At 59.1% G+C, this 470-nt stretch carries 1 pseudogene; it reads left to right on the top strand.

Annotated features, from left to right (window positions below):
- Positions 1 to 24: 24 nt before the first annotated feature.
- Positions 25 to 470 (top strand): annotated as a pseudogene (locus tag AWM69_RS22580) (electron transfer flavoprotein subunit alpha/FixB family protein); the annotation flags it as partial.

Raw genomic sequence — 470 nt, 5'->3', positions numbered from 1 at the left:
AAACGAAGCGAAGGTAATCTGATTATGACCGTCCTGGTAATCGCAGAACACGATGGTGCGGGTATTGCTTCGGCGACCCTGAATACGGTGGCGGCTGCTGTGAAGATCGGTGGTGATATTCACCTGCTGGTTGCAGGTCAGGGCATCGGTGCCGTGGCTGAAGCTGCGGCAAAAATTGCCGGTGTGGCCAAAGTGCTGGTGGCCGATAACGCCGCTTACGCTCATCAACTGCCAGAAAACGTAGCGCCATTGGTTGCAGCTCTTGCTCAAGAGGCGGGGGGTGCCGGCTACAGCCACATCCTGGCCGCCGCGACCTCCAACGGCAAAAACATCCTGCCGCGCGTTGCCGCGCAGCTGGACGTCGATCAGATCTCCGAGATCATCGCGGTCGAAAGCGCTGACACCTTCAAGCGCCCGATCTACGCCGGTAACGCCATTGCTACCGTGCACTCCACAGCGCCGGTCAAAGT

The sequence above is a fragment of the Pseudomonas sp. D1HM genome (assembly GCF_019266105.1).
In the GTDB taxonomy this organism is placed as follows: Bacteria; Pseudomonadota; Gammaproteobacteria; order Pseudomonadales; family Pseudomonadaceae; genus Aquipseudomonas; species Aquipseudomonas taetrolens.
The sequence above is the reverse complement of the archived record's forward strand: the minus strand, read 5'-3'. Positions and strand labels throughout refer to the sequence as shown.